The organism is Propionimicrobium sp. PCR01-08-3 (assembly GCF_030286045.1).
In the GTDB taxonomy this organism is placed as follows: domain Bacteria; phylum Actinomycetota; class Actinomycetes; order Propionibacteriales; family Propionibacteriaceae; genus Brooklawnia.
Genome location: NZ_CP127390.1, coordinates 322,434 through 344,505 on the forward strand (window position 1 = coordinate 322,434; position 22,072 = coordinate 344,505).

Here is a 22,072-nt window from a genome sequence, read left to right on the forward strand (position 1 = left end):
AGCTGGCGCGCTCGGTAGCTGCGGATAATGATCACCGGCGAACGGCCGGGACGAAGCAACGAAAGGCTCATTCACTATGGAGAATCGTCATACGGTCAGCAAGGCAGAGACCGCCACGATGACCACGGAGGAGTTGCGCGCCAACTTCCTCGTCCCGGATCTGTTCAATGATGGCGAGATCACCTTGGTGCACAGCCATGAGGATCGCGTGATCCTCGGCGGTGCCGCTCCCGTTGATGAGCCGCTGTGGCTGCAGGCTCCGCCCGAGATCCGGGCCGACTACTTCCTGCAGGGCCGCGAGATGGGTGTGTTCGTCATTCAGGGCACCGGTGTGGTCACCACCGACGGCGATCGCCATGAGCTGCCGAAGGGTGCCTGTCTTTATGTCGGACGCGGGGTCCGCGATGTCAGCTTCGCCGCTGCCGGTGACGAGAAGACGCTGTTCTACTTCTTCAGTGCCCCGGCGCACACCAGCTACCCGACGGCATCGGTGATGCCGGGTGAGGGATTCCACAAGGAACTCGGCGACCAGGAGCATGCCAATGCGCGCACCCTGAATCGCTACATTCACGAGGACGGCATCCAGTCGTGCCAGATCGTGATGGGCCTGACCTCGCTGCATCCGGGCAGCATCTGGAACACCATGCCCGCACACACCCACGACCGCCGCACCGAGTGCTACCTCTACATCGATGTGCCGGACGACGCCCGGGTGCTGCACCTGCTCGGCGACCCGAACGAGACCCGGCACATGGTGGTCGCGAACCATGAGGCGATCATTTCGCCGAGTTGGTCGATCCACTCCGGCGTCGGCACCCAGGCCTACAGCTTCATCTGGGCGATGGCCGGCGAGAACAAGGACTTCGACGATATGGATCATCAGCCGATCGACACCCTGCTGTGACTCCGAGTCGTCGTCGGTTAGTTCTCCACGACGGCGCCCTCAGGAATCTCTTGCGGTTGCTCGGTCGTCAACACGGCGTCGCCGCGCACCACCACATCCTTGCCGAAGGTGAAGTCACCGGTCACCTGCAGCGAATGGGCTTCGGTCAGCGACGGGGGACCTGCCGGGAAGTGTTGCTCGAAGTCACCTATCAGTTTGTAGTAGTCGGGGTCGAGCCGGACGACCGGACTGATCTCGCGTCCGACCAACAGGGCGTCGTCGGTGAACTCGTAGATATCGCTACGTAGCACAAGTAGATCAGCGGTAGCCTTGACCGGCAGGAAGCGGCTGCGCGGCACCCCGATCGCCTGCGCTCCGTCGAAGACCTCGACCGCGGCCCCGATGGCACCCTCCAACTGGACCACCGCAGGCGACCCGGCGTCGGCAGGATCGACCGTCTTCCGGTTGATGATCAGCGGCAGCGAGATAGCGCCCTGGTTGGCGTCCAAGACCTCGACCACTTGCTGCAGGTCCAGCCACAGGTTGTTGGTGTGCGTCCAGGGGTGTTTGACGATGTCGATGAACGAGTCCATCTCGTCGGGGCTGACCTGCGCCGTGTCGCGTAATACCAGCCGCCCATCCGCGATGCGGTGAGCCAAGTGCCCGCCCTTGCGGTCCATGTCGGTGCGTTCGGTCACCTCGGCGGCATAGGGAGCGCCACTTGCCGCGAACCAACCGGCCAGCCGGGGATCGGGCACCGCGCCGAGGTTGTCCATGTTCGCGACGAACAGGTAGCGGAACCCTTCGTCCAACAGCTTGGTGATCAGCCCACTCGCATATAGCGAGGGATAAAAATCGCCGTGGCCCGGCGGGCACCATTCGAGACCGGGATTCGCCGGCCACTCCACCGGCATGCGCGTGTCGGCCAGCAGCTTGGGCTCGCGGCTTTGGACGAACTCCAGCGGCAGGTCTTCGACCGGAAGCTCCGGGTATCGGGCCAAGGCGTCAAGCGATGCCTGCGAGGTGTTATAGCTGTTCATCAGCAACAGCGGCAGCCTCACCCCGTGGGCTTCGCGCAGGGCGAGGATCTGGCGGACGACGATGTCGAGAAAGGTCAACCCGTCACGCACCGGGATCAGGCATTTCGGCCCGGCGAGCCCCATCGAGGTACCCAGCCCACCGTTCAGCCGCACCACGGCGGTCTGGGCGAGTGCCTGCGCGGCATGCTCGTCCAACTGCTGATCGGCCAACATCGGAGGATCGGTCAGCGGCTTGAGGTCGGCCTCATGCAGATAACCCGTCTCACCACTTGCCAACCGCTGGAAACGGTCGACGAACGCGGCGATGACCGATGGCGCCGCACCATCAGCGCGGAGTTTGTCGATGGCGGCATCCAGCGCCGGGTCTGTCATGAGTGCTCCTTTGCAAACCTATGTTCGGTAGCCCGATGGGCGGCTCCGAGATGGTTAAGCCCGACCAGCTGCCGCGTCTTCTGGCGAATCCTCCGACGCCGGCACTGGGTTGAGACTGCGTGGATCGTGTCCACTCAAGAGAGTTTAGAGCGTGGCGCCGACAGAATCTGAAACGATGGGGTGAGGGTTCGCCTGCGGGCCAGCGGCGCCAGGAGATTCCAGAGAAGCGGCACGCGGTGGTGACTTCTTGGAGGACTCCGAAGCGATGGTGCCCAGGCCGGCGCATTCGCGGGATTGCCGGTAAAAGGCGAGGTTCGCGTCACACAGCCGCCGTGGTTCGGTGTCGCGGTGAAAGGAGAAGTACGTCGTGAACTATTCGATGGTGGTCAGCGATTGGGACGACACACTGACCCCGATCGGCGACACGATTCCACAACGTACCAAGGCGGCGCTGGACCGGATCCGGGCCGAGGGCGTGACGATGGCGATTGTCTCCGGACGCAGCCCACATGGCATTCATGTTCAATTGCGCCGCAACGAGATCGATGATGCAGGGCTCTACATGATCGCTTACAACGGAGGGCTGGCAGCCCAGGCCTGGGACGACGAGCCGCTATTTTCGCACCAGCTGGACCGAGATCTTGCGGTGCGCGCGGCTCGGGTCTGCGCCGAGGCGGGCGCAGCGGTGATGGTGCACAGCGGACGACAACTGCTGACCGACCGGCTCGACAACTATGGCGTGCAGTTCGAAGCCGAATCGAACGATTTCGAGGCGGTGCTGGTGCCCGATTTCGAGAATCTCGATTTCACGCCCGTGAAGTTGCTCGTCGGAGGCGAAAAACAACAACTCACCGAGCTGTGCGAGCGGCTGCGCACCCAGTTTGCGGGCCAGGCCGAGGTAATGCTGTCGGCAGATTTCTTATTGGAATTCACCGCCAAAGGCGTTGATAAAGGCAATGCCCTACGAGGACTGTGCAAGGCGATCGATATACCGATCGAGCAGGTCGTGGCATTTGGCGACAACCACAACGACATTCCGATGTTGAGGGCGGCGGGGCACTCGGTCGCCGTCGCCAACGCCGTGCCACAGGCGCGCGAGATTGCGGACGAGATCGTCGGCCCGTGCACCGAATGCGGCGTGGCCGATGGCCTGGATGAGCTTTTCCCAACGGCTTTTCGACGCGGGTGAAACGCGTATCGGTGAGCTGAATGAATCACGTCAGGTAACCCAGCGAGCGCCGGGAGCATGGCGTGGATTCCGCCGCAACGGCGGGCACCGGACTCGTCCGCGGGCTCGTGATGGGTGGAGCGTTCGCCGGGAGCATTTCTGAAGCCCTTGCCCGGACGCTCGTCATCATCGTCGCAATGGTGGGCGGGATGGCGGCTCTGGTGCAGGGTGTCGCGAGCTTGTGACCCCCCAGGGGCATTAATGAGGCCGTCTCAGTTGCCACAACAGGATCCCTGATTCTGGTCCGAAAATCGGCCCGGAGGTATCTTTTAGGACATACGAAGTTCGACGCGGTTCCGTACTGGAGCCGCGTTTTTCTTGTGAGAGGGCCTTGAAATGGCAGTGTTAGTGCAACCGACGACATCGGCTACTTCTGCGAAGCAGACGGTGAAATCGCAGGGAACAGAGAACCTGTTCTGGCTCGACTTCGGCATTGCAATTGTTGCCCTTCTTCTGCTGGCAGGTCTTATCAGCACCGCCAGTGTTGAGGTTCAGGCGATCTCGCTCGCCGTCGCGGCAATCGCCGCGTCCATCGGCGCAACCTGGTACCTGAATCGTCGCCGTAGTCTCTGAGCTGGGCTTCGATCTGCCGGCCGCGTCAATCACGGCGTTGCGTCCGAGCATGCCCACAGGTTTTAACTGACCCCCACATTTAAGAATGGGCCGGTCACCTACTTCGGATGGAAGAGGTGACCGGCCCATTTGCCTGCTCGGGTGGAGAGCCCACTTAGTCAACGAATCGCAAGCGCAATGCGTCGAGCATTGCGGTACCGAGGCCTAAACCGTTGATGAAATAGTCCTCGACCGTCCCGAATTCGATTGCGACCTGGTCGAGAGCTGCGTCCAGATAGCTGTCTCGTACGCCCAGAATCGGCAAGATCATCTCGGGCTCGATGCCTTGCGCGGCGGCCATGTCGACCAATGGTTGAAGCGCAGGCAGCAGGTCGGCGTTGGTTTGCAAGTAGTCGTCGCGCACCGTCTGCTCGTCCGCACCGAGTAGCAGCAGAAATGCTGCGGACGCCCAACCCGTGCGGTCCTTACCGGTCGTGCAATGGACGAGTGCGGTTCCCGTGCGTTTGGGATCGGCGAGGCTTTCAAAGAACGTCCGATAAGAGCGTTGCGCCGAAGTCAGCGACACAAAGTCGCGGTATTCGCTTCGCATCATGGTCTGAGCCGCGTCCGGGCTATCCAGAAGATCGAGAATCACGGTCGGATTCTGGCTGATCTCGGCGGTCTGCGAGGCGAGCCCGATCGCGCTGTCGGCAAGCACATCGAGTGCGATTTGGGTGATGTGGGCCGGCACGGTGTCGGGGGCAGCGGCGCGTTCGACTGCGGTTCGCATGTCGTAAATGGTGCGGACGCCGAGTCGCTCGAAGGCAGCCAGGTCTTCGTCCGAAAGGTTGGCAAGAGTCGCGGAGCGATAGATCTGGCGCGGACGCACGGTGCCGCCGTCGACCGGAAGCCCGCCCAGGTCGCGCATATTCGGGGCGGTGGCGAGGGCAATCCGGCGGTCCATGGAGTGAGACTACCCGGAGTGCATCTTTTCGGCGATGCCGCTAATCTTGTGCTGTTGCGTGACGCGCCTATAGCTCAGTTGGTAGAGCAGCGGACTTTTAATCCGCGGGTCCAGGGTTCGAGCCCCTGTGGGCGCACAGCCGATCGGACGAGTTCTTCGCGTGGGTCGAGGGACGCAGGCCACCGATCTCCGAGGGAATACCGCCCGGGCCACCATCGTCGATCGGGTCGCAGGCACCCTGATCAACATTTGCATCGTCGTCGAGTTCGCGGGTTTCCACTGTCGGGATCTGGCGCTGGTGCAGATCAGGACACCTGTGTCGGGTTTTCGCCCAGCGCACGTTGCGTCACGCGGTGGCGCCAGCGTCCTGTCACTATCGCAACGATGGGTAGCAGCAGCCACGTGAGCTGGCCGGCCGTTGGGCCGGCCGCCGCGGCGACCGGTATGGAAACGAGGAACACGGCCGCTTGGGCCGCAGCGTCGATACGCACGGCCCACCGCGCCCCGGGAACATCGTCGACGACCAGACCGCGTGAACGAGCGATCTCCCACATGACGAGCTGGGTAAGGATCGCGAGTGCGATATTGAGTGCGTACAGCACCGTCGCCAGCGGATAATCGGAGACCTTCGGATCGCTGATGCCCTGAGTCGTGAACGGAAGAAAGACGATGAGCCCTACGAGTGCGAGATTCGCGACGATAAGGGCGCCATCGAGCCCGAGGAAATGGCTGAGAAGTTCGGCGTTGCGTTTCCAGAACGTTGCGATGACGATGAAGCTGATGACGAAGCCGAGTAGTTGGTCGGCTAAGCCGTCGGACAACAGCGCGTGCATGGAGCGCCATGACTCGGCTTGCGGCAGATCGATATTCGCGATGAGTAGTGTGATCGCGAACCCGTAGATCGCGTCGAAGAAGCCGACACCACGGTCGTATTCAGGCTTCTCGCGCGCGAATAGTCGTTCAACCATTGCCCTATCCCCTCGTCTCCCGATTGGCTCAATTATCGGGTGCAGCACTGGTCGTCCGCCATGACTGAGCGCTCCTCAGTAGGCGTCCGGCGCGAACGACGACGGATATATCGGCATGATGCATGCGTTACCAAAATACGGACGACGAGGTCACGCGACCACGACGCTTAGCCATGCGTCCACGACACCGGTTGCGATCGTCAGCGCGAAGAGTCCCACCAGATAAGAGGGCGTCGGGACTCTGGTTCATGTCTCCCACTCAGTGGAACAGCTCAGGAATCAGCGAGGCGCCGTAGGGCGCTGCCCTTATGCGCAGCGACGTGATCGGTCTTGTCGCTCTCGATCTCGTACTGCGGATCGTCTTTGCTGGCTCGGTGTGTGTGGCCTTTGTAGTCGAAGTCGCTGGTATGCACCTTGGTGATGTGTCCGCTGACGCGTCCGGCTTCGGAATTCCAGCTGACGTGGTCGCCGACTTTGAATCGTTCGCTCATGCTCATTTTCCTTCCTCTTCGATTCTCCGCCGCATACGCGGTCGGGGCCAGCTCTCCTGAATCTCACAGTGAACGGTTCCGACGACCTCGGCGATAAACGCAATGCTTCGGGCGTTCAGAGCACTCCGTTTCGTGTCGATCAGCAAACCGGTCGTCCATCGGTCTTGTTCATCGGATACGTGACGATGCCGTTGCCGTCGATGCGAGCGCCCTTGGTGAGAGTGGCGGGTGTCAGGCGTCCGCTAGGCATGAGGTGGGCGACGGGAATGTTCCGAGCGAGGAGGTGGTCGGCGATGATGCGGCGGTGGCAGCGCCACCACACCGCTTCGGAGCACATGATCACGGGCAGTTGTCCGGGTGTTGCGAGTTCGATGAGATGGGTGGAGTGTCCCACCGTCAGGATGCGCGGCGTGCTCAGCGGCGCATAGTCCTCGGTGAGGGTCACCATCGGCGTTTGCCGGGGCTGATGGGTTCAGATCGGACGATCCCTTTCCAGCCTCGTTCCTCCAAGAGGGCGAACAGCCGTTGGGCAACGGGAGAGGTCTCGGCCGATGCGGCGTCCAAGACGGCGGCCACGTTATGGTCGAGCTCGAAGTCGTCCCGCTTGCCGGACTTGAGGGATCGGGCGTTCATGCGATCCAAAATATCGGCGATTTCGGCCACGCGAGGATCGTCAGCGGCCCATTCGAGCGCCTCGCTGACAAGGCTGTAAAGCCGCAGTACGTCCGGATCATTCAGGTCCTCGTGCTTGTTCGCCATGATCGCGTCGATCCGCTCCGGCATCTGCGCGGCGATCACGATCCAGGCGTCCCGCTCTTTTTCGATGTACCACTCCCGGACGCCCATCCGGCGCAGCCGGTCGAGGTAGCCGACCACGCTGGCCGGAAGCGCCAGTTGCTCACCGGCGGCGAGGCGGGCGAGACGCTTGCGGGTGTCCTGAAGCCGCCGCACCTCGGCCCGCAGCCGCGCATCGATGTCGTGAACCTGTTCGGCGAATGCGTCCGGCTCGGCGTCGAGAAGGTCTCCCACCTGAGCCAGCGGCACGCCTGCACCGGCCAGGACGTGGATACGGATCAGCCGTACCACGGCTGCGGCATCGTAGCTGCGATATCCGGAGTGGTTGCGTTCGGGCTCGGGCAGCAGGCCGATCTTGTGGTAGTGCCGCACCGTGGCGACCGTCACGCCCGCATAGGCGGCGAGCTGGCTGATTGTGAGCATGGCTCCACTTTGCCTTAGGTCCCTCCAGTCCCTCAGGTGATCTTTCGCCGATAGATCGTGATGGCGAGTAGATACGCGACCACGAGAATGCCGATGCACCAGACCAGGGCTGTCCCAAGGTCTGCACCGATGGGTCGTCCGGCGAAGAGATCGCGGATGGTGTTCACGATGGATGTCACCGGCTGATGCTCGGCGAACCAGCGCACGGGCCCGGGCATGGAGTCCGTCGGCACGAACGCTGAGCTGATGAACGGCAGAAGGATCAGCGGGTAGGAGTACGCGGTCGCCCCGTCGATCGACTTGGCCGAGAGCCCGGCGATCACCGCGATCCACGTCAGCGCGAGGACGAATAGGCCGACGATGCCGGCGACGGCGAGCCAGTCGAGCAGGCCGGCATTCGTCCGGAAGCCCATCAGCAGGGCGACACCCACGACGATGACCAGCGAGATGAGGTTGGCGACCAGCGAGGTCAGCACGTGTGCCCAGAGCGCTGCTGATCGGGCGATCGGCAGCGAGTGGAACCGGTCGAAGATGCCGCCGGTCAGGTCGGTGAAGAGCCGGTAGCCGGTGTACGAGATGCCCATCGCGACCGTGATGAGCAGGATGCCCGGCAGCATGTAGTCGATGTAGCTGCCGGTGCCGGACTCGGGCCCGGTCTGGATGGCGCCGCCGAGGACGTACACGAACAGCAGCATGATCGCTACGGGCTGGATCGCCGTCGTGATGATCGTGTCGGGGCTGCGGGTGATGTGTTTGAGCGACCGCCCGGTGAGCGTGGCCGTGTCGGCGAAGAAATGCGTGGCCATGATCGTCCTATTCCTTTCCTGGTTCGGTGGTGGGGTCGCCGCCGGTGTCCCGCGCGTTGCCGTCGCCGACGAGGGAGAGAAAGACATCCTCCAGCGACGGCTGCTTCTCGACGTATTCGATCTCGGCGGGCGGCAACAGCTTCTTCAGTTCATCGAGGGTGCCCTCGACGAGGATGCGTCCTTGGTGCAGAATCGCGATCCGGTCGGCCAACTCCTCGGCCTCATCGAGGTACTGCGTGGTCAGCAGCACCGTCGTCCCTCCCGCGGCGAGTTCCTTGATGGCTCGCCAGACCTCGATACGTCGTTCGGGGTCGAGGCCCGTCGTGGGTTCGTCGAGGAAGATCACCGGCGGGTCGCCGATGAGGCTCATCGCGATGTCCAGCCTGCGACGCATGCCGCCGGAGTACTCGGCGACCTTCCTGCCACCGGCTTCGGTGAGCGCGAACCGACTGAGCAGGGTGTCGACGATCGCGCCGGGGTTCTTCAGGTGACGGAGTTTGGCGACGAGGACGAGGTTCTCTCGTCCGGTGAGGATCTCGTCCACGGCTGCGAACTGCCCGGTGAGGCTGATCGACTCGCGCACTTGGGCCGGCTGGGTGGCTACGTCGAAGCTATTGATGGTCACGCTGCCGGCGTCGGCCTTCAGCAGGGTGGAAAGGATTCGCACCACCGTGGTCTTGCCCGCGCCGTTCGACCCGAGCAGGGCGAAGATGCTGCCTCGGGCGACGTCGAAGTCCACCCCGCGAAGCACCGTGAGCTTCCCATACGCCTTCTCCAGACCTCGCACCCGGATCGTCGGAGTGTTTGTCGACATTGTTTACCTCCTTTATCGCGGAGCTGGACCGCCGAGGCGGGAAGCTCCACTACAAGGGTGCAGGGTTGATGCAGGATCAAGGTCAAGCCCAAACTCTTGCCACAGCTCGAGATCGGTTTACGCCGCTGGTGGACGCTCACTTTCCGCGGGCTCTGGCTGTCCTCCGGCAGTCTCAGTGCAGCCGGGAACCCGTGGTGCGGTGCTCATCGTCCTTCATGTTCGGCGGGCGCGAGAGCGGCGAGCTCGCGTGGGTTGCCGCCCATGATTACGGCCGCGTGACGGGTGATGGTCTCAACAGGCCAGTCCCACCAGGCAACGGTTTGGAGCAGCGCTGTCTCTTCGTCCGTAAACCTGGTTCGGATCAGGCGTGCCGGGTTACCTGCCACGATCTGGTAGGCGCCGACATCCTTGGTGACGACGCTGCCCGCACCGATCACGGCGCCGTCGCCGATGGTGACGCCCGGTAGAATCATCGCGCCGCGGCCGATCCACACGTCGTTGCCGATGACGGTGTCCCCGGGCTGCTCGATCGCCAGAAAGGTATCCAAGGTGGCGTCGGCCCAGTCGCCGCCGAACATCGTGAATGGGTAGGTCGAGGGCCCCGCCATCGGATGGTTACCGCCGGGCATCAAGATGGTGACCTTGGGTCCAATGGTGGTGAATCTGCCGATGCGCAGCATCTGTGGCCCGTACAGGTACTTCACGCAGCGCTGCTCGAACGGGGTTGGGTCACCCTCGCTGTCGGCGTAGCTGAAGTCGCCGACCTCGATGAACGTCGAGGTGATCTGGTTCTTGAGAAAGGCGACATTCGTGAGGTTCGGCCGGGTGGTCGGGGTGAGCTGGTCAGGATCCGGGACGTGCGTCATTGGGTCTCCTCGTGAGTGATTCTGACGGTTTACCTTGGCAACGCTACTTTTCGGTCGGGCAAGAGCGTTCGCGGCAAAGCATCAAGAACGCACCAGTGGAAAAATCCACTAGGTTCAAGTGGAGAAATCCACTAGGTTCGGGTCGCGGACGCGAGAGTAGCGAGGTCACGCATCCGCGAATGGCTCCGGTGATGTGGCCTGATGCAGGCCTTCCTCGTCCATGGTGATCCAGGTGTCGATGCCCAGGCGGGCGAGGAAGCGATCGTCGTGGCTGACGACGATCAGGCCTCCGTGGTAGGCGGACAGTGCGTCCACGAGTTCGTCGACGCTGTGCAGGTCGAGGTTGTTGGTCGGTTCGTCCAGGACGAGCAACTGGTTGGCTGGGTCGGCCAACAATAAGGTGGCCAGCGCGATCCGGAATCGCTCCCCGCCTGACAGGTCACCGACCTGCCGGTTGATGACGTCACCGCGGAACAGGAATCGTGCCAGGCCTGCCCGCAGTTCGCCGTCCGGAATGCTGGGCGCGGCGGCACGAACGGTATCCAGAAGTGTCGCGCTGTCGTCCAAATGGTCGAGACATTGCGGCAGATAGCCGATCCGATCGGTGAAGCGGCGCGCGTGGCACATCGGAGTTCGTGCGCTCGTCGTCTCGACAGGTCGACGGTCGTCGGGACTCACGAGGGTCTCCAAGAGCCGGGTCTTGCCGATCCCGTTGCGGCCCGCCAGAGCAACGCGTTCGGGCCCCTGGACGATGAACCCGTGCCCATGGTCGTCGCGTAGTTCGGCGAGTCTGCGCCCCGCGGGTACATCCGGATCGGGCAGATCAATGGAGATCGTGGCATCGCGGCGAATGCGTTCCTCCTGGTCGGCGACCAGCTGCCTCGCGACGTCGACCGAGGCGTCGAGCTGACCGCGCAGCTTGCCGGCCGAGACCTGGGCCTCCTGCTTGCGGTTGTTCATGATTATCTTCGGCTTGCGCTTGTTCTCGAAGTCGGTACGCGCGTAACGCCGGCGGCGCGCCAGTTTCGTCTGTGCCTCGACGCGTTGGCGTTGCTCGGTTTTGAGGTGTTGCTCGGCCGAACGCAGCGCCTGTTCGGCGGCGGCCTGCTCGGCGGCCAGGTGCTCCTGATACGCGTCATAAGGGCCGCCGAAAATGGTGAGCGAGCCATCGCGCAGCTCGGCTGTGGCGTCCATCAGGTTCAACAGGGTGATGTCGTGGCTGACAACGATGAGCGAGCCCTTCCACGACCTGATCGCCTCATACAGCAGGCGGCGCGAATCGCGATCGAGATTGTTCGTGGGCTCGTCCAGCAGCACCACTTCGTCCCCGGAAAGCTGCAGGCCGACGAGCGCGGCCAGCACGGTTTCGCCCCCTGACAAGGTTCCGACGAGACGATCCAGTTCGATGCCGGGCAGGCCGATTCGGTCAAGGGCGGCAAGGCTCCGGGCCTCGACCTCCCAGTCGTCGGCCAACACCTCGAAGTGAGCCGGATCGGCGTCACCGGATTCGATCGCGCGCAACGCGTCCAGACGATCATGGACGCCGAGCAGCTCGGCGACTGTCGCGGTCGTGTCCAAGGTGAGGTGTTGCGGCAGGTAGCCAACCTGCCCGGTCACGATCACGGAGCCGGATGTCGCGGTGAGGTCGCCCGCGATGACGCGTAGCAGCGTCGTCTTGCCGGTGCCATTCGACCCGATCAGGCCAGTCCGACCCGTGGCAAACGTAGCGGACAGGTCACGAAAGACGAGATCACCGTCCGACCACGTGAAAGAAAGGTTCGCCAGCGTCACGGCCGGCTTTTGTGTAATAGACATGTTGGGCTCCCAAAGTTGTCAGTGGATGCGCTGACAACGGAGTCCCAACCATTCAGGACGATCGACGACGTCAGCGCGTGATGGACGCAGCCAGACGGTCGTAGATCAGCATGACAAATCCTTAGTCAGGAAATCGGAACGTGGCCAGCCTACCAGTGCATCGGATGGTACAATTTCCGGTACCAGTACTGTAGGAGGCTGTATGTCAACGATCTCCGCGAGCACGGCCCGCAGGGAGCTATTTCCGCTCATTGCCGAGGTGAATGAAGATCATACCGAGGTACGCATTACCTCAAAGGCCGGGAATGCTGTTCTGATCTCCGAAGCGGAGTTTGAGGCCTGGCAGACAACTCGTTATCTGTTCTCGACCAAGGCCAATGCGCAGCATCTGCTCGAATCCCTTGCTCAGGCGGCGGCCGGTGATGTGCATAGCCATGACCTTGACCGCGCGTGAAGTTGGTAATTACGGCCAATGGCTGGAATGACTACTGCCACTGGCAAGAGACTGATCGCGCCACACTCAAAAGAGTGAACAAATTAATTGACGCTGCGATGCGCACACCGAAGGACGGGATCGGCAAGCCCGAAGCGCTCAAGTATCAGCTAGGTGAGGTGTGGTCGCGTCGCATCACCGAGGAACATCGCCTTGTTTACAGAATTGGTGATGCTGAGATCATCATCCTCCAAGCTCGCTTCCATTACGACGCGTGACCTGGCCACCGCTGCAGCAGCCCCCAAATTGCGTGATGTTGTGCGGCGCTTGCATGAGGCAGGCTTGTCGGTGACAGATGCCGCCGCGGTGCTCGGAGTCTCCCGCGGTCGAATCTCACAACTCGCAAAGGCGTGAGATGTGGTCGGGCCGCGGCTGCGAGAAGTGGGCGCATTGATGGCAGAGGACTTGTCATTGTGTGGGTTCAGACGCCATGACGGGCGCTGAACCCACACAATGATCGGTCGATTAGGCGAGGGTGCCCATCGGGTCCCAGGCGGGCAGTTTGATCGGGTCGGAAGCCACCGCCGGACGCAGGTCGTCGGGCAACGCGTCGATCTTGACGACCACTTCGAAGACGTAGTCGGAGAGCCAGGCATCGTCCATGGTGAAAAAGCCCTTGTCGCCGGGCTCATCACCCCACGAGTTCTCGACCCTCCAGCGGCGCGGCGTGCCGGCGTCGGCCAGGTCGACGCCGGTGAACAACATGGCGTGATTCATGGCCGACTCGCCCGTGTTCACCCGCTGCTCCTTGGTCGTCGACAGATCGACACCGAACAGACCCGAATAATCGTGCAGATTGCCGACCAACAGGCCGAGGTCCCGATCGCCCTGCTTCGAGACATCGGCACCGAACCAGACCGGTTCGCCCGAGCAGATGGCGTCGGCGGCAAGCTTCTTGATGGTGGTCATCGGTGCGTTGATGTAGCGAATCTCGCGCCCACCGACGACGTTGCCGAGATGCTCGACGGTTAGCGCAGCTCCCTTGGGGTGCTCGGTGCGGGGGTCGTCCACCAAGCAGACGTAATTCGTGAGGTCGATGCCGACGTAACGATCGTAGAATTCGGCAGGAGTCAGCACGCCGTCGCGATGAAACGCCTTGTCATCGTCGATCCACTCCCATTCGAAGCTGGACGGCGGATTACCCAAGCTGATGACCAAAATGCGCCAGACCTCGCCGAGCACGGCCTTCTTGATTGCTGCCAGGTCTTCGGACGAAGCACCCGAGTTCACCTGTTCACGCAATTCGAGGGCGCTTCGCCGGAGCAGCGTTTGCAGCTGGGTGTTCATCCGATGAGTGCAACTCGACGCCTGGGTCTCGGGCATCGCTTCCTTCGGAATAACCCCATGCTTCTGATAGACCGACACCGCCATATCCCACTGGCCACCATCACCCAGCACATCGGCCAGCAAGAATTGAATGAGCCGCGAATCCAGCGGCTCGGAAGCGGTCGCAATGATATCGGTGAGAAAGAAATTGGCGCGCTCGAATTTGTCCCAGAACATCGCGTAATTCTGCGAGAATTCGAAATCCTTGACGCCGAGTTTCGCTCGGGTTGTGGCGCGCAGCAGATTGAGGGACGAGAACAGCCAGCAGCGTCCGGACTTCTTCTGTGAGGTGATCGCCCAATCGTCCAACCGGTTCGAGATCACTCTCGGCGTCGCGACCACCTTGGCGCGGTCGAGCGACGACTCATCGATGCCCGATTTGGTCACGGCATTGAGCGCCAGCCGCAAGGCAGGATCATCGATCGCGGCGAACTCGGCGAGCACGTCGTCGGTGAGGGCATCAGATGCGGTCGGGGATTGCGGTCGTGAAGTCATGCATCAGTTCTACCGCGGACGAGCCAGTCAAGGCGAGAGCGGGATGCTCACCGCAGATACGCGGTGTGATGCAGGACCCCAGGCGAATTGTCGCTGCGTGTCGCTTCCTGTATGGGCGTGCTCGCGCCACTTTGGGATCTGCTTCGTTCGCTGCCGGGTCTGGGGACTCACAAATTCGTAGATCCTATTTGACAGTGCTTCCGCTCAACCCTAGCCTTATCAACTGACGGCAAGATCGCCTTGATGATGAGGCGCTCACAGAATCAAGCAAGGTAGCTCGACCAAACCGTTCGGAGAAAACACCCATGACTACGAGGCTCCACTCGTCGGATGACCACGACCCGGCAATTGAAAGCGAAGCCACCGAAACCTCCACTCATGTCGGCATGGTGACCGCGAGCGACGATTCCGATCCCTATGTATTGGATCCGTCCAAGGTGATGGAGCCCCCGAAGGGTTGGGCTGCAAGCCTGCGTTTTTTCGGGCCCGGAATGGTCGCGTCCGCCGGTATTGTCGGTTCTGGCGAATTGATCACCACCACAACGTTGGGCTCCAAGGCAGGGATGATGCTGCTTTGGCTGATCCTCGTCTCAACCGTCGTCAAGGTGGCTGTCCAGATCGAACTCGCCCGCTGGTCGATCTCCACCGGCAAGCCCGGCATCTTCGGATACGACCACGTTCCGCCGAAGATTGGCAAGCGCAGTTGGGCGTCCTACCTCGTCATCCTCCAATTCCTACAGTTCTTGGCGAACCTTGGTGGCATCGTGGGCGCGTCTGCAGTTGCGATGTCGATGCTGCTGCCGATCGGAGGAGATCCGTTCTCGGCCCTGTCCATCGGTATCTGGTCGTGGATCTTCACGGTCATCGTGATCGTTATTCACCAACTCAACCGCTACTCGGTAATCGAGACCGTCTCGACCGCCCTGGTTCTTCTGGTTACCGTAGCGGTGATCGTGATGGTGTTCGGCATCCAGGCGACGGAGTTCGCGTGGACGGCCGGCGACCTGGCAGACGGCATGAGGTTCAAGCTCTCGGCTGGCGCGATGGGCATCGCACTGTCAATGTTCGGCTTGACAGGTGTGAATGCCAACGAGATCTCCGGCTACACCTTCTGGGTTGTCGAAAAAGGCTACGCCACCTGGACCGGCCCGAACGACGGCTCGGACGACTGGGTACGGCGCGCCCGCGGCTGGATCTCGGTCATGAAGAAGGACGCCTGGGTGTCCTGGTTCGTGTACACGTTGGCCACCGTGGCGTTCTACATCTTGGGTGCGACAGTGCTCTACAAGCAGGGTCTCAGCCCGACCGGCATCGATGTAATCGAGACCATTTCCCGTATCTTCACCGATACCCTCGGAGCCTGGGTCGGTCCGGTGTTCTTGCTGCTTTCTGCCATCACTTTGGCCAAGACCCTGTTCACCGCGACGCCCAATCTGTCGCGCCAGTTCGCGGCTTCGCTCGCGGTGTTCGGTGTGTTCGACTGGGCCGATGCCAAGCGGCGAAACCGGGTTCTGCGGACGCTCATGGTCATCTTGCCGGTGTGCTGGGGTTTGACTGCCACCGTGTTTCAGGAGCCATTGCAATTGGTCATCCTCGCAGGGATTCTACAGGCCGTATACCTCATGATCATCGCGATCGCCACGGTCTATCTCTCGTTCACCGAGACCGATAAACGGATCAGAGACGGCGCACCGACGATGGTCTATTTGCTGATCTCCGCTGTCTCGATCTTTGCTGTCGGTGCACTCGCAGTTGTCGATGTTCTGTAGGCGGCCGGGCCCGTCGTCCATGGGGCCTGAATCACAGGGCGCTGGTGTACAGGCCGAGTTGTACGGCCGGATCTGATCTTGTGAGGCTTTGTCTTCGTCATTCGCCGTCTCGGGCGCGACTGGTATAGGTGCCCGCTGTCAGCGTCCTGAACGATGCACGCACGATTTCTTCGAGGACGCCCAGGTCGTTCTGTTCGAGGTCGGTCAGGTAGACGCATCCCACTGCGGCGCGATGCGGGCCGAGACGTGCGAGCCGTTCTGTGTGTGCGGAGGTGCCATCAGCGAGGTAGATCGAGGTTGCGGCCTTGCGAGGCGAGAACGCTGCGGCAGGGCTCGTACCTGTTCGCCCGCTGTCGTAGCGGTAGTCGTATTTGCCGTAGCCGATGATCGTTCCTTGCAGCCGGGGTTGTTCACTGGTGGCGCGGGCGAACAATGCCAGCAGCGTCCGGGCGTCACGGCGGCGCTTCATAGGAGTGACGCCGGCGATGAACTCGGTGATCTCGTCGTCCATCGGTCAAGCGTATGTGAACACGTCGGTGCATGAATAGTTGTCGCCTTCGCCCACAGGCCCGACGACGACGGGGAGTCAGACTTCGGAGACCGTCTATGGAACGGCCTTCGCATTCATCGTTGTGGGAACACTTGCCGGTCGGACTCGCGAAGGTTCATCGCCTGGGGCATCACAGAAGTGAAGTGTCTTCGGGCATGGGATCGGCTCGGCCGTTCGTCCTAGACTCGTTGTATGACGCAACGAGCTGACGAGGTGTTCCGGGCGGGGCTTGAACTCGATCTGGATGAACGCGCCGTGGTTGCCCACCGCTTGCTGGAAAGCCTTGATGCGGAAGACCACATTACGCACACCGAAGTTGATGCTGATTGGCGCGAAGAGATAGGTTCCCGGCTTGACGAGATCCTTGAAGGAAAGGTTGAGCTGGTCAGTTTCGAGCAAACCCGCGCCAAGGCACGCGCGCTGCTGAACGAGTTGCACAAGTGACTCTTCAGAGGAATCTGCACCCCGAGGCAGACGCCGAATTTCTTGACGCGGTCCGCTACTACGAGGAAAGAGAACGCGGGCTCGGAGCTGAATTTGATGCGGCGGCTGCAGGAGCAGTCGAAGATATTGCCCGGAATCCGGAGGCGTGGCCGATTTTTCCTGGCTGGACGCGTCTGCCAGTTGTTCGGACGCGGAAACTGCGAGGATTTCCGTATCGCGTCGTCTATTTCACGAGGGACGACCAACTGATGGTTGTTGCGTTCGCGCACCAAAGCCGTCGTCCTGGATATTGGAAATCCAGAGTTGCGAGTTCATAGGCCTCGTGAGAATGCTGATCTGTTTTTCGGGCGACGCGGCCTGCCCGATAATTGGCATGTGCGTAAACGGTGGGTGATCGTCTGGGTGGTGCTGTTCGCTATCCAGTGCGTCCTGCTGTATACCCCCGATGTCGGTGATGGGCCGGGTGCACTTGCGTCGCTGTGGGACCTGCTTCGTCCACTGCCCGGGCCGACGGCGATGGGAGAGCCCGGATTCGACAAGATCGTCCATGGGTCGTCGTTTGCGCTCATCGCTCTCGTAGGCATCCTCGCCCGTTGGCCGGCCTGGCTGGCGCTGGGCATTCCCCTTGTTCACGCCCCGATATCGGAAATCATTCAGTGGCTGTGGATCGATGGACGCGCCGGTGACTGGCGCGACGTGTTGGCGGACTGGGCCGGCGTGCTGCTGGTCGCGGTCACGGCGACGTTGTGGAGAGGTCGGCGCGAGCAGCTGGCTGAAAAGTGAAGCAGCCGACGAACAGGGTGAATTCCGTGGCGGATGACCGGCGATCAGTCAGCGATACCACGATTCGGCGAGATCGATCATCAAATGCCTATCGGAAGACTTAATTTTACTTGGGGGCTGACATTCATACCAATGCATTGTGTCGGCGTCGATAATGACGCCGCACTCGCTAACTGCTCTTGCCGTGTTCAACTGGCTTGCCGTGTTCAACTGGCTTCGGGCCGGGGGAACTGTTCCCCTTCCTATTGCGGCCAGGACGCCAGCAGATCTGCCGCGTTGAAGGAGAGATCGACATCGACCGCGTTGGTGGATTCCGGAGTGACGGCAGCGAGTCGTGCGTCCGTGCTTCGGGGGACCAGCTTGCGCGCCTCGGCAAGCGCGGCGATCTCTCGACGAGATACGCGACCATCCGGGCGCCACTTGATGGTTCCGAGTAACACGGTGTGATCTGGACTGGTTGCGACTACATCAAACTCTTTTTGTCCGTCTCTCGTCCACCATGCCGAGACCTGCTCGACAGCGGCCAAGCGATCGTCGTGGGCGGCCAATCGGAGCAGTGCCTCTCGGACGACCGGCTCAATGCTGCGGCCTCGCCACGACGGCCAGTCCCTGTCGAGTCGGGAGATAACCAGGTCGGAGCGGCCGCGGGAGATCTGCTCAAAATCCCGACCGATATAACGAAACCAGAAGCGTAGATAGGGATCGGTAACTCGATATCGACGCAGGCGCCCTTTATTCGAAGCCCAGGCGGGTACTTCCATGGTGACCAGGAGTTTCTCGTCGGTTAGGACGCGCAGTGCACGAGTTGTCGCGGTCTGAATCCGGGCCGTTTCTGTGGCATTCAAGTCACTCGCAACGAGGTCGTTGAATCGAGGGGTCGTGGTTTCGTCGGCCCCGATCGACGCAAGCACACGCGACGCCGCACGAGAATCGGGAAACTCGGCATCCAACGTGAAACGCGCGGTTGACACCAGTGGGCTGTACGGGTCGCGCAGCGCCTCATGCGCATAGTGAATGGCGCTTTGTCCGCCGTGAGCCAGGTCAGTGACGAGTCGTGGATATCCTCCGGTCATCAGATATGCGTCAAAGACATCGGTAGCGCTCGAATCAGGAATCGCCTGTGCTATTTCAGCCGGATTCAAAGGATCGATAACCAACGGACGCACCCGGCCAAAAAGAGGACGTCCATGTTCATTGAGGCTTTCCATCATTGCGACATCAGAACCGATGAGAATGAGGAGAATAGGTAGCTTTTCCAGGCGGCGGTCCCAGATATTCTGCAGCGTTCCTTCTAATGATGGATCTGCTTCAACGGCCCATGGGAATTCGTCCAGCACGACGACGATCGGATGATCACGTGCTGCTTCCTCCGTGATGCGAAGCCATTCACGCCAGCCCGGGACGCTGAGTTCGGCTGTGAGATCTGCGCCGGGCAGTGGCCTGAGCGACTCGGTCAGAGCGAGCGTGGCATCTTCAAGTTGTGTGCGAACGCCGGCGCCTTGAGTGGCGACGGTGAATACATATGGTGCCTCGCAGTGCCGGACGAATTGCTCGACGGCGGTCGACTTTCCGATCTGCCTGCGTCCATGTATCGCCAGAATTCGGCCTTGACCACTGTGTGTCACAGCGTCAAGGTGATCCTGCAGTGTCGAGATGGTTGCAGAACGACCATAGAAGGGTGGCTGCCGTTTATCATACATGGACGTATCATACATGAATGTATGTAAACTCTCCGCGAGCGTCTCTGGGGTGGCGTCCTGCCTTTCGAGCCTTGGTTCCAGAGGTCATCTCGCGGCTAAGGGGCCTATAGGCGACGGGCTGCGGACCCGATCGTGTGCTCCACGGCCTGCCCCGGAATAACGACGGCTGCGTGTGCTGTCGTGCAAGATAGGTCGTTGAAAGGAAAGAAGCTCAGATGACAAGTATCAGCATCGTTGGTTCCGGAAATATGTCTCAGGCACTTCAGGCGTTGTTCACCCGCGCGGGTGCGACGGTTCAGGTTGTCAACCATGGTGACTTGGCCAGCACCGCCATTGAGGGCGACATCGTCGTCTTGGCGGTTCCCTACACCGCGCTCACCGAGATCGCGGGCACTTTGGGCAGCAAGCTGGACGGCAAGATCGTCGTCGATATCACCAACGTCTTGGATTTCTCGAGTTTCACGCCGATCAAGTTGCCTGCAGGCAGCGCCGCGGCCGAGTTGGCTGCCGCCGCCCCGAACGCGAAGGTGCTGAAGGCATTCAACACAAACTTCGCCGCGACTTTGACTTCCGGCAAGGTCGAGTCTGCCCCGATCTCGGTGCTGGTCGCCGGCGACGACGCGGACGCGAAGAAGACTTTCGGCGAAGTCGTCACCGCATCCGGCGCCGCTGTTTACGACCTGGGTGGCCTCGATCGTGCAGCGGAACTCGAATCTCTCGGCTACACCCAACTGCTCCTAGCGGGCACCAATCAGATCGGCTGGACGAACGGTTTCGCGCTGTTCAAGTGAGCCGTCCAGTCCTGCGGAAGACGGTCGTCCCGTAACCGCTTCACTGCGCTTCCGGAAAGGCGGAGGGACCAGGGCGCCTGATCCCTCCGCCTCGTCATGATCCCTTTCACAATGAGACCAACGAAGTCGTTGATGAAGAAGTTGTGACAGAAACCGCCACTCGTTGTGTCACTCCTCGTCAGGGCTAGAACACCCAGGTGGCCGCAGGCTGCACCGGCCACGACATCGCCCGATGCAAGAGATCGGCGCTCCCGGCCACATGCTCGACGATCTGGTCCGCTCGTGCCATTCCGGCGAGAACCGGGCGTCCAAGATAGGCCGCAGACAACTGTGAAATCGATAACGACACGTCAGCCGCGGCCCCCGCTGCGGCCCGGTTCACCTCGGCTCTGCCGCCGGAGATCACCATTCGCCACAGGCCATGGTTGATCGGCAACAAGGGGTCGTCGATCTGCAGCACAAGGTCCAGATCGGCTTCGTACCGCCGGCTGGCGAGGCAGACCGGCAGATCGAGGATGCGAGCGAAAAGGTCGTCCTGCACCCCTGGAGTGGCCGCCCTGGGATCGGGCAGCATGAAGACGAGCGGAGAGTCCACCGGCACTCGCTGCGCCTCCACGATCCGGACGAGGTCCACGTCCGCCATCGCCTGCCACAGCGCATACTGGGCTCCCGCATCCAGCGCGTTCCAGTCGGTGACCGGTGCTATTCCTGCCCGATCACTGATATGCGGACGCGTGAAAAGTGCATAGCCGGCCGGCTCATCACCGCGGGCCACGCGCAGGATGCGCAGCGGCTGGCCGGGAGCGAATTCGCTGGTCAAGGCGTGCTGTTGGAAACCGGGCAGCTCTCGCACCGGGGTTCCTGGACGAGTCTGGGCCTGCTGGATCTGATGGATGAACGGGGCATCGCGCCCGGGATCGGCGTAGTCGAAGTCGATGCTGAAGTCGTCGGCGGAGTATCCGTCAGGGGCGATTAGCCGGGTGCCATGGGGAATCCGCAGGTTATAGGAGTCGCTGGCGTGCCCGAAACCGAAGCGTCCATAAATCTCGTAGTCTTGGGCGAAGAGCATGCTCAACCCATCCCCACGAGTGACGCCGGCCTCCAGATATCGCCCGATCATGCGACGTAGCAGACCCTGTCGGCGATAGTTGGGATGCACCGAGACTGAGGTCAGCCCGTTGGCGCGGATGCGTCCACCCGGGATCGCCAGTTCGGGGAAGGGATAGAAGGCGGCCTTGGCTGCGAGACGGTCACCGTCGGCCAGGCCGATGGTGTGCTGCCAGTCGACCGAAAACGGAAGCCGCGTACGCTGCTCGATAGAGAACGAGCTCGGCCAGGTCCAGGCGTCGAGGGCCTCGAAGCGCTCACGCCAGCCTTCGTCGAGCCGCACGAAGTCAATTTCAGACATGGGCCCTACGCTACTTCTGTGAGGGCGGCAGAGCAGCAGCGAGCGGGCGCTGATCTCGATCCGCCAGCCGTCAACTCGTGCGCAACTCCGCCAGGAATCGTGGGGCCAAAGAGCGGAGCGCCGGCAATCTCAGCAGGGATCCGGCGGGACATGGTCCATCGCCGAGAGCCCGTCCTACTCGACCGGACCCAACCTGATTGTTGCTGTTTACACAACGGCGGACGGCCCGCGCACGTGTTGGTGCGGGCCGTCCTTGAGTCTTCCGAGATTTGCGTCTTCTTGCTGCCCAGCCAGCC

General features: G+C 61.8%; 26 protein-coding genes and 1 tRNA gene. 13 read left to right on the top strand and 14 right to left on the bottom strand.

The genetic code is table 11. The features are described from left to right. Window positions 1–76 precede the first annotated feature (76 nt). On the top strand, window positions 77–904 hold the full coding sequence (gene kduI / locus QQ658_RS01525) for a 5-dehydro-4-deoxy-D-glucuronate isomerase (RefSeq protein WP_286025928.1): 828 nt from the start codon (window positions 77–79) through the stop codon (window positions 902–904). 17 nt (window positions 905–921) lie between these two features. Here kduI and QQ658_RS01530 read toward each other — a convergent pair whose 3' ends face one another. After that, window positions 922–2,295 (bottom strand): UTP--glucose-1-phosphate uridylyltransferase, encoded by a 1,374-nt coding sequence (locus QQ658_RS01530; protein WP_286025929.1) that lies wholly within the window; start codon window positions 2,293–2,295, stop codon window positions 922–924. Between the two features lie 367 nt (window positions 2,296–2,662). Here QQ658_RS01530 and QQ658_RS01535 point away from each other — a divergent pair, with 367 nt between their 5' ends. From QQ658_RS01535 to QQ658_RS01545, 3 genes are all read left to right on the top strand, one after another. Beyond that, entirely contained in the window at window positions 2,663–3,484 is an 822-nt protein-coding gene (locus QQ658_RS01535; RefSeq protein WP_286025930.1) for a Cof-type HAD-IIB family hydrolase, read from the top strand. Window positions 3,485–3,546: 62 nt separating this feature from the next. Then, on the top strand, window positions 3,547–3,708 hold the full coding sequence (locus QQ658_RS01540; RefSeq protein ID WP_286025931.1) for a hypothetical protein: 162 nt from the start codon (window positions 3,547–3,549) through the stop codon (window positions 3,706–3,708). Window positions 3,709–3,910: 202 nt separating this feature from the next. Then, window positions 3,911–4,096: a hypothetical protein gene (locus QQ658_RS01545; protein ID WP_286025932.1), complete on the top strand. Its 186-nt coding sequence runs from the start codon at window positions 3,911–3,913 to the stop codon at window positions 4,094–4,096. A 154-nt stretch (window positions 4,097–4,250) separates the two neighbouring features. Here QQ658_RS01545 and QQ658_RS01550 read toward each other — a convergent pair whose 3' ends face one another. Beyond that, entirely contained in the window at window positions 4,251–5,039 is a 789-nt protein-coding gene (locus tag QQ658_RS01550; protein WP_286025933.1) for a tyrosine-protein phosphatase, read from the bottom strand. Between the two features lie 63 nt (window positions 5,040–5,102). Here QQ658_RS01550 and QQ658_RS01555 point away from each other — a divergent pair. After that, window positions 5,103–5,175 (top strand) — tRNA-Lys (locus QQ658_RS01555). Window positions 5,176–5,344: 169 nt separating this feature from the next. Here the strand turns inward: QQ658_RS01555 and QQ658_RS01560 are convergent. From QQ658_RS01560 to QQ658_RS01595, 8 genes are all read right to left on the bottom strand, one after another. After that, window positions 5,345–6,007, bottom strand: a complete 663-nt coding sequence (locus tag QQ658_RS01560; protein ID WP_286025934.1) for a TMEM175 family protein — start codon at window positions 6,005–6,007, stop codon at window positions 5,345–5,347. A gap of 272 nt (window positions 6,008–6,279) precedes the next feature. Next, window positions 6,280–6,498: a hypervirulence associated TUDOR domain-containing protein gene (locus QQ658_RS01565; RefSeq protein ID WP_286025935.1), complete on the bottom strand. Its 219-nt coding sequence runs from the start codon at window positions 6,496–6,498 to the stop codon at window positions 6,280–6,282. Between the two features lie 139 nt (window positions 6,499–6,637). After that, window positions 6,638–6,946, bottom strand: a complete 309-nt coding sequence (locus QQ658_RS01570; protein WP_286025936.1) for a DUF488 domain-containing protein — start codon at window positions 6,944–6,946, stop codon at window positions 6,638–6,640. Continuing rightward, the gene (locus tag QQ658_RS01575) at window positions 6,940–7,716 is read right to left on the bottom strand and encodes a MerR family transcriptional regulator (protein WP_286025937.1); all 777 of its coding nucleotides are present in this window, start codon (window positions 7,714–7,716) and stop codon (window positions 6,940–6,942) included. The genes QQ658_RS01570 and QQ658_RS01575 overlap by 7 nt, the downstream gene beginning before the upstream one ends. Before the next feature lie 32 nt (window positions 7,717–7,748). Then, complete coding sequence (locus tag QQ658_RS01580; RefSeq protein ID WP_286025938.1) at window positions 7,749–8,522, bottom strand: ABC transporter permease; 774 nt, start codon at window positions 8,520–8,522, stop codon at window positions 7,749–7,751. A gap of 7 nt (window positions 8,523–8,529) precedes the next feature. Beyond that, complete coding sequence (locus QQ658_RS01585; RefSeq protein WP_286025939.1) at window positions 8,530–9,336, bottom strand: ABC transporter ATP-binding protein; 807 nt, start codon at window positions 9,334–9,336, stop codon at window positions 8,530–8,532. A gap of 203 nt (window positions 9,337–9,539) precedes the next feature. After that, window positions 9,540–10,202, bottom strand: a complete 663-nt coding sequence (locus tag QQ658_RS01590) for a CatB-related O-acetyltransferase (RefSeq protein WP_286025940.1) — start codon at window positions 10,200–10,202, stop codon at window positions 9,540–9,542. A 165-nt stretch (window positions 10,203–10,367) separates the two neighbouring features. Beyond that, a complete protein-coding gene (locus QQ658_RS01595; protein ID WP_286025941.1) occupies window positions 10,368–12,017 on the bottom strand; it encodes an ABC-F family ATP-binding cassette domain-containing protein in 1,650 nt (549 codons plus the stop codon). Window positions 12,018–12,219: 202 nt separating this feature from the next. Between QQ658_RS01595 and QQ658_RS01600 the strand changes: the two genes are divergently transcribed. From QQ658_RS01600 to QQ658_RS15325, 3 genes are read left to right on the top strand one after another with little or no spacing between them, the layout of a single operon-like run. Continuing rightward, on the top strand, window positions 12,220–12,471 hold the full coding sequence (locus QQ658_RS01600) for a type II toxin-antitoxin system Phd/YefM family antitoxin (RefSeq protein WP_286025942.1): 252 nt from the start codon (window positions 12,220–12,222) through the stop codon (window positions 12,469–12,471). Then, a complete protein-coding gene (locus tag QQ658_RS01605; RefSeq protein ID WP_286025943.1) occupies window positions 12,468–12,728 on the top strand; it encodes a Txe/YoeB family addiction module toxin in 261 nt (86 codons plus the stop codon). The genes QQ658_RS01600 and QQ658_RS01605 overlap by 4 nt, the downstream gene beginning before the upstream one ends. Further along, window positions 12,682–12,864 (top strand): sigma factor-like helix-turn-helix DNA-binding protein, encoded by a 183-nt coding sequence (locus tag QQ658_RS15325; RefSeq protein ID WP_353057934.1) that lies wholly within the window; start codon window positions 12,682–12,684, stop codon window positions 12,862–12,864. The genes QQ658_RS01605 and QQ658_RS15325 overlap by 47 nt, the downstream gene beginning before the upstream one ends. 111 nt (window positions 12,865–12,975) lie before the next feature. Here QQ658_RS15325 and QQ658_RS01610 read toward each other — a convergent pair whose 3' ends face one another. Then, on the bottom strand, window positions 12,976–14,331 hold the full coding sequence (locus QQ658_RS01610; protein ID WP_286025944.1) for a C1 family peptidase: 1,356 nt from the start codon (window positions 14,329–14,331) through the stop codon (window positions 12,976–12,978). A 305-nt stretch (window positions 14,332–14,636) separates the two neighbouring features. Here QQ658_RS01610 and QQ658_RS01615 point away from each other — a divergent pair, with 305 nt between their 5' ends. Next, a complete protein-coding gene (locus tag QQ658_RS01615; RefSeq protein WP_286025945.1) occupies window positions 14,637–16,100 on the top strand; it encodes an Nramp family divalent metal transporter in 1,464 nt (487 codons plus the stop codon). A gap of 97 nt (window positions 16,101–16,197) precedes the next feature. On the opposite strand, the gene QQ658_RS01620 is transcribed toward QQ658_RS01615, so the two are convergent. Next, window positions 16,198–16,611 carry a DUF1801 domain-containing protein gene (locus QQ658_RS01620; RefSeq protein ID WP_286025946.1) on the bottom strand — a complete coding sequence of 138 codons (414 nt, stop codon included), beginning with the start codon at window positions 16,609–16,611 and terminating at the stop codon, window positions 16,198–16,200. Window positions 16,612–16,842: 231 nt separating this feature from the next. Between QQ658_RS01620 and QQ658_RS01625 the strand changes: the two genes are divergently transcribed. The 3 genes from QQ658_RS01625 to QQ658_RS01635 are packed head-to-tail and all read left to right on the top strand — an operon-like array spanning window position 16,843 to window position 17,877. Then, the gene (locus tag QQ658_RS01625) at window positions 16,843–17,094 is read left to right on the top strand and encodes an addiction module protein (RefSeq protein WP_286025947.1); all 252 of its coding nucleotides are present in this window, start codon (window positions 16,843–16,845) and stop codon (window positions 17,092–17,094) included. After that, a complete protein-coding gene (locus QQ658_RS01630) occupies window positions 17,091–17,411 on the top strand; it encodes a type II toxin-antitoxin system RelE/ParE family toxin (protein WP_286025948.1) in 321 nt (106 codons plus the stop codon). The genes QQ658_RS01625 and QQ658_RS01630 overlap by 4 nt, the downstream gene beginning before the upstream one ends. 58 nt (window positions 17,412–17,469) lie before the next feature. Beyond that, window positions 17,470–17,877: a VanZ family protein gene (locus tag QQ658_RS01635; protein WP_286025949.1), complete on the top strand. Its 408-nt coding sequence runs from the start codon at window positions 17,470–17,472 to the stop codon at window positions 17,875–17,877. A 242-nt stretch (window positions 17,878–18,119) separates the two neighbouring features. On the opposite strand, the gene QQ658_RS01640 is transcribed toward QQ658_RS01635, so the two are convergent. Beyond that, entirely contained in the window at window positions 18,120–19,592 is a 1,473-nt protein-coding gene (locus QQ658_RS01640; protein WP_286025950.1) for an ATP-binding protein, read from the bottom strand. A 200-nt stretch (window positions 19,593–19,792) separates the two neighbouring features. On the opposite strand from QQ658_RS01640, the gene QQ658_RS01645 reads away from it, so the two are divergent. Then, the gene (locus QQ658_RS01645) at window positions 19,793–20,368 is read left to right on the top strand and encodes an NADPH-dependent F420 reductase (RefSeq protein WP_286025951.1); all 576 of its coding nucleotides are present in this window, start codon (window positions 19,793–19,795) and stop codon (window positions 20,366–20,368) included. A gap of 184 nt (window positions 20,369–20,552) precedes the next feature. On the opposite strand, the gene QQ658_RS01650 is transcribed toward QQ658_RS01645, so the two are convergent. Next, window positions 20,553–21,776: a GNAT family N-acetyltransferase gene (locus QQ658_RS01650; protein WP_286025952.1), complete on the bottom strand. Its 1,224-nt coding sequence runs from the start codon at window positions 21,774–21,776 to the stop codon at window positions 20,553–20,555. Window positions 21,777–22,072 lie beyond the last annotated feature (296 nt).